Annotated in this window: 4 protein-coding genes; 3 read left to right on the forward strand and 1 reads right to left on the reverse strand. The window is 68.0% G+C overall.

The window, feature by feature from the left end; genetic code table 11:
- The 3 genes from nirB to RIF85_RS14865 form a co-directional block, all read left to right on the forward strand.
- Positions 1–1,698 (forward strand): nitrite reductase large subunit NirB (gene nirB, locus RIF85_RS14855; RefSeq protein ID WP_309072677.1); only part of this gene is annotated, 1,698 nt, incomplete at its 5' end.
- A complete protein-coding gene (gene cobA / locus RIF85_RS14860) occupies positions 1,695–2,762 on the forward strand; it encodes a uroporphyrinogen-III C-methyltransferase (protein ID WP_309072678.1) in 1,068 nt (355 codons plus the stop codon). The genes nirB and cobA, both read left to right, overlap by 4 nt.
- Positions 2,759–3,889 (forward strand): uroporphyrinogen-III synthase, encoded by a 1,131-nt coding sequence (locus RIF85_RS14865; protein WP_309072679.1) that lies wholly within the window; start codon positions 2,759–2,761, stop codon positions 3,887–3,889. Before cobA ends, RIF85_RS14865 begins: the two co-directional genes overlap by 4 nt.
- Before the next feature lie 63 nt (positions 3,890–3,952).
- Here the strand turns inward: RIF85_RS14865 and RIF85_RS14870 are convergent.
- The coding region (locus RIF85_RS14870; RefSeq protein WP_375164864.1) for a LysR substrate-binding domain-containing protein at positions 3,953–4,275 on the reverse strand (323 nt) is incomplete at its 5' end.

Genomic DNA, 4,275 nt, shown 5'->3' on the forward strand with positions numbered 1-4,275 from the left:
GGCACCGCAACCTTCCCGGGTTTCGACACCGCCACCAAGCTCAAGCTCTCCGGCGTCGAGGTGGCCGCGTTCGGTGACGCCTTCGCCAAGACCGAGCACAGCCTTGAGATCGTCTACGCCGACCCGGCCCGCGGACTCTACCAGAAGCTCGTGGTCACCGATGATGCGAAGACCCTCCTCGGAGGCATCTTCGTGGGCGACGCCTCCCCCTACACGGCGCTCCGCCCACTGCTGGGACGCGAACTCAGCGCCGAACCCGGCGCCTACCTCTCGGCAGCCGGCGCCGGCGAAGCCCCGGACACCGAACTGCCCGACGACGCCATCCTCTGCTCCTGCAACAACGTCTCCGCCGGCTCCATCCGCGACGCCGTCAACGGCTGCGGCACCTGCGAGGGTTCCGAGCCCGTCCGCGAGCTGGCGCCGCTGAAGGGCTGCACCAAGGCCGGCACCGGCTGCGGCTCCTGCGTCCCGATGCTCAAGAAGCTCCTCGAGGGCGAGCTGAAGAAGAGCGGCATCGAGGTTTCCAAGGCGCTGTGCGAGCACTTCACCATGTCCCGCCCCGAGCTCTTCGAAGCCGTCCGGGTCCTGGAACTCGACAGCTTCGAGGGCATCATCGAGCGCTTCGGCGTCCCCGAGTCCGGCGTACTCGGCTGCGATATCTGCAAGCCGGTTGTCGCGTCCATCCTCGCCTCCCAACGCGCCGAGTACGTGCTCGACGGCGGCCGCGGCATCCTGCAGGACACCAATGACCGCGCGCTGGCGAACATGCAGAAGAACGGCACCTACTCGGTGGTGCCCCGCATCCCGGGCGGCGAGATCACGCCGGAGAAGCTGGGCGTCATCGCGAAAGTCGCCCAGGACTTCAACCTGTACACGAAGATCACCGGCGGCCAGCGCATCGACATGTTCGGCGCGAGACTGGAGGAACTCCCCGAGATCTGGAAGATCCTCGTCGACGCGGGCTTCGAGTCCGGCCAGGCGTACGGCAAGAGCCTTCGGACCGTGAAGTCCTGCGTCGGCTCGACCTGGTGCCGCTTCGGCGTTCAGGACTCCGTGGCGATGGCCATCCAGCTGGAGCTGCGGTACCGGGGTCTGCGCAGCCCGCACAAACTGAAGTTCGGCGTCTCCGGCTGCGCCCGCGAGTGCGCGGAAGCCCGCGGCAAGGACGTCGGCATCATCGCCACATCCGATGGCTGGAACCTCTACGTCGGCGGCAACGGCGGCGCGACGCCGGCCCATGCGCAGCTGCTCGCCAAGGACCTCGACGACGACACCCTCATCAGGTACATCGACCGCTACCTCATGTACTACATCCGCACCGCTGACCGGCTGCAGCGCACGGCGGCCTGGCAGGCCGAGCTCGACGGCGGCCTCAAGCACGTCGAGGACGTCATCATCAACGATTCACTCGGCATCGCTGAGGACCTCGAGGCGGCGATGGCCCGGCACATCGACAACTACGAGGACGAATGGGCGGCCACGCTCAAGGACCCCGAGCGCCTGCGCCGGTTCCGCTCCTTCGTCAACGCACCGCATGAGAAGGACGACTGGATCGCGAACGTTCCCGAGCGCGGCCAGATCCGGCCCGCGACCGAAGAAGAGCGCGCGGCCGCGCAGGCGGGCACGGGTCCGGTCCTGCTGGGCGCGGGCATCCCGGTCCGGCCAGGAATGGCGAAGCATCTGGAGGCAGCAGAATGAGCACGCAGCCCACTGGAACTGAGCTGATCCTCGACTGCGCGGGACTGACCGTCCTTATCGCAGGCACGACGACGGCGGCCCGCCGCACCGTCCGCCGGTACAGCGCCGGCGGTGCCACCGTGCGCCGCATTGCGACACCGGGGCAGTTTCACCCGCGGCTGCTGGACGCAGTCAGCCTCACAGTGGTGGTGGAAAGTTCCGACGACGTCGGCGGCGTGATTGATGAGAACAGCTGGGCACCTCTACGCGAGGCATGCCGCGAGCGCCGCATCCTCACCGCTTCCGAAGAGGCTGCCCCACCGGGTGGCAGGGTCACGCTGATCGGCGGCGGTCCGGGAGTGGAGGACCTGCTGACGGTGCGCGCCAAGCAGTCGCTGCGGGAGGCCGACGTCGTACTTTATGACCGGCTGGGACCCTACCGGACGCTGCCGCAGCTGGCACCGGGAGCCGAGCTGATCGACGTCGGGAAGACGCCTGGGCATCACCCGGTCAGCCAGACGGACATCGAGAAGCTCATGGTTGCCAAGGCCCGGGAAGGGCATCACGTCGTGCGGCTCAAGGGCGGTGATCCGTTCGTGTTCGGGCGCGGCGGCGAAGAGGTCAACACGTGCGTGGCTGCCGGCATCCCGGTGACCACGGTGCCTGGGATCAGCAGTTCCATCGCGGTCCCGGCTGCAGCGGGCATCCCCGTCACGTACCGTGGCGTTGCCCATGCGTTCACGGTCGTGTCGGGACACCAGCCGTTGACGGAGCAGGAACTCGATGCGCTGGCGAAGCTCGGCGGGACTATCGTTGTCCTGATGGGCATCGGCACACTTCCGCAGTTGACGTCCGGCCTGCGCAAGGCGGGGCTGGCGTCGACCGTGCCCGTCGCGATCGTCGAGAAGGGGTACAGCCCCGAGCAGCGAACCACCGTCACCAACCTGGGCGAGGCTGTCACGGCAGCCGGGCTGGCCCGTTGCACGTCCCCCGCCGTCGTCGTGATCGGTGAGGTGGTGCGGCAGCACCGCGACTTTCAGGCGACGCTTGAGCAGGTTCTGAGCCGGCCCCTGGTGGTGTCGTGACAGTGACCGCGCCGGCCCTTCCCGATGCTCCGGCTGACGGATCGCTGGCCGGTTTCCGTATCGGCGTGACCTCTGACCGGCGCTCGGGTGACCTGATTGACGCGCTCGAGCGGCGCGGTGCAACGGTGCTGCATGCTCCGGCGCTGAAGATTGCGCCGGTGGCTGCCGACCTGCCGCTGATCGAGGACACCCGGCAGATCATCGCTGCCCGCCCCGACTACGCGGTGGTCACCACCGCCTACGGACTGCGCCGGTGGTCCGAGGCCGCGGATGCCGCCGGCGTCGGCGATGCCCTCCTTGCGGTGCTCGGCGAGGCGAAAATCTATGTCCGCGGACCGAAGGCACGCGGTGCTGTTCGAGCCGCGGGACTGAACGACGTCGGCATCAGTCACGACGAGACGACGGCCTCCCTCGTGAACATGATGCTCGGGCTTGAGCTGCGCGGAAAGATCGTGGCCGTTCAGCTTCACGGCTACACCGACTACCGCCAGCTCGACAGGTTGCGGCAGGCAGGGGCCACCGTCCTCACGGCAACGCCCTACCGCTGGGTGAAGCCTGCCGGGGCCGACCAGCTACCCCGGCTTATCGAGGCCGTCTGCAGCGGCGGGCTCGACGTCGTCACGTTCACCAGTGCCCCGGCCGTCGACGCTGTACTCAGTACGGCGTCCGAGATGGGGTGCCGGGAGACCTTCATCCAGGCACTGAAAGGGCCGGTGGCGGCCGCCGTCGTCGGGCCTGTGACAGCGCAGCCCCTGGTGGACGCGGGAGTGTCCCCGCTGATTCCGGAGCGCTACCGCATGGGCGCGCTGATCAGGCTGGTCGGCGAATATCTGGGCCAGCACCGGGTGATGCAGTATCCGAGCCGCTTCGGGCTGATCGAGCTGCGCGGGAAGAACCTGCGCATCAACGGGCAGGCCGTGGAACTGGCGCCGGCACCGATGAGCCTGTTCCGCGCGCTGATCGAAGCTAACGGAGCCGTACTGTCGCGGGAACAGCTGGCCGGCGTCCTTGCGGGCGATGCGGGCGAGCACGCGCTCGACATGACGATCAGCCGCCTCCGGAAGTCACTGCCCGAGGCTGGACTGGTGGCAACGGTGATCAAGCGCGGGTACCGGCTGCAGCTCTGACCCCGCGTTGAGTTGGCAGGACACACCCCTGATGGCCGGTTATTCGGGGCGTGCCCTGCCGACTCAATGCAACTGGCGGCTGGCCCTGCGGATGGCCTCGGTGATCCGGTTGAGGCGTTCGGACTTCAGCGTCCACGTCTGCCAGTACAGGGGCACGTCCTGGTACGCGTCTTCCTCCAGCATCACCAGGAATCCGTCCGTGAGGTCCGTTCCGAGTTGCAACTCCGGGATCATCCCCCAGCCCAGCCCTGCCCGGAGTGCCGCGAGGAACGCTTCCGACGACGGAATGAGGTGCTTGGGCGGTGTCTCAGTCACCCCGTGGGCATTCAGGAACCGCTGCTGCACGTCATCCTTGGCGTTGAACTGGAGCATCGGCATGCGCGTGA

It is taken from the genome of Arthrobacter sp., assembly GCF_031179385.1.
Lineage (GTDB): Bacteria > Actinomycetota > Actinomycetes > Actinomycetales > Micrococcaceae > Arthrobacter_D.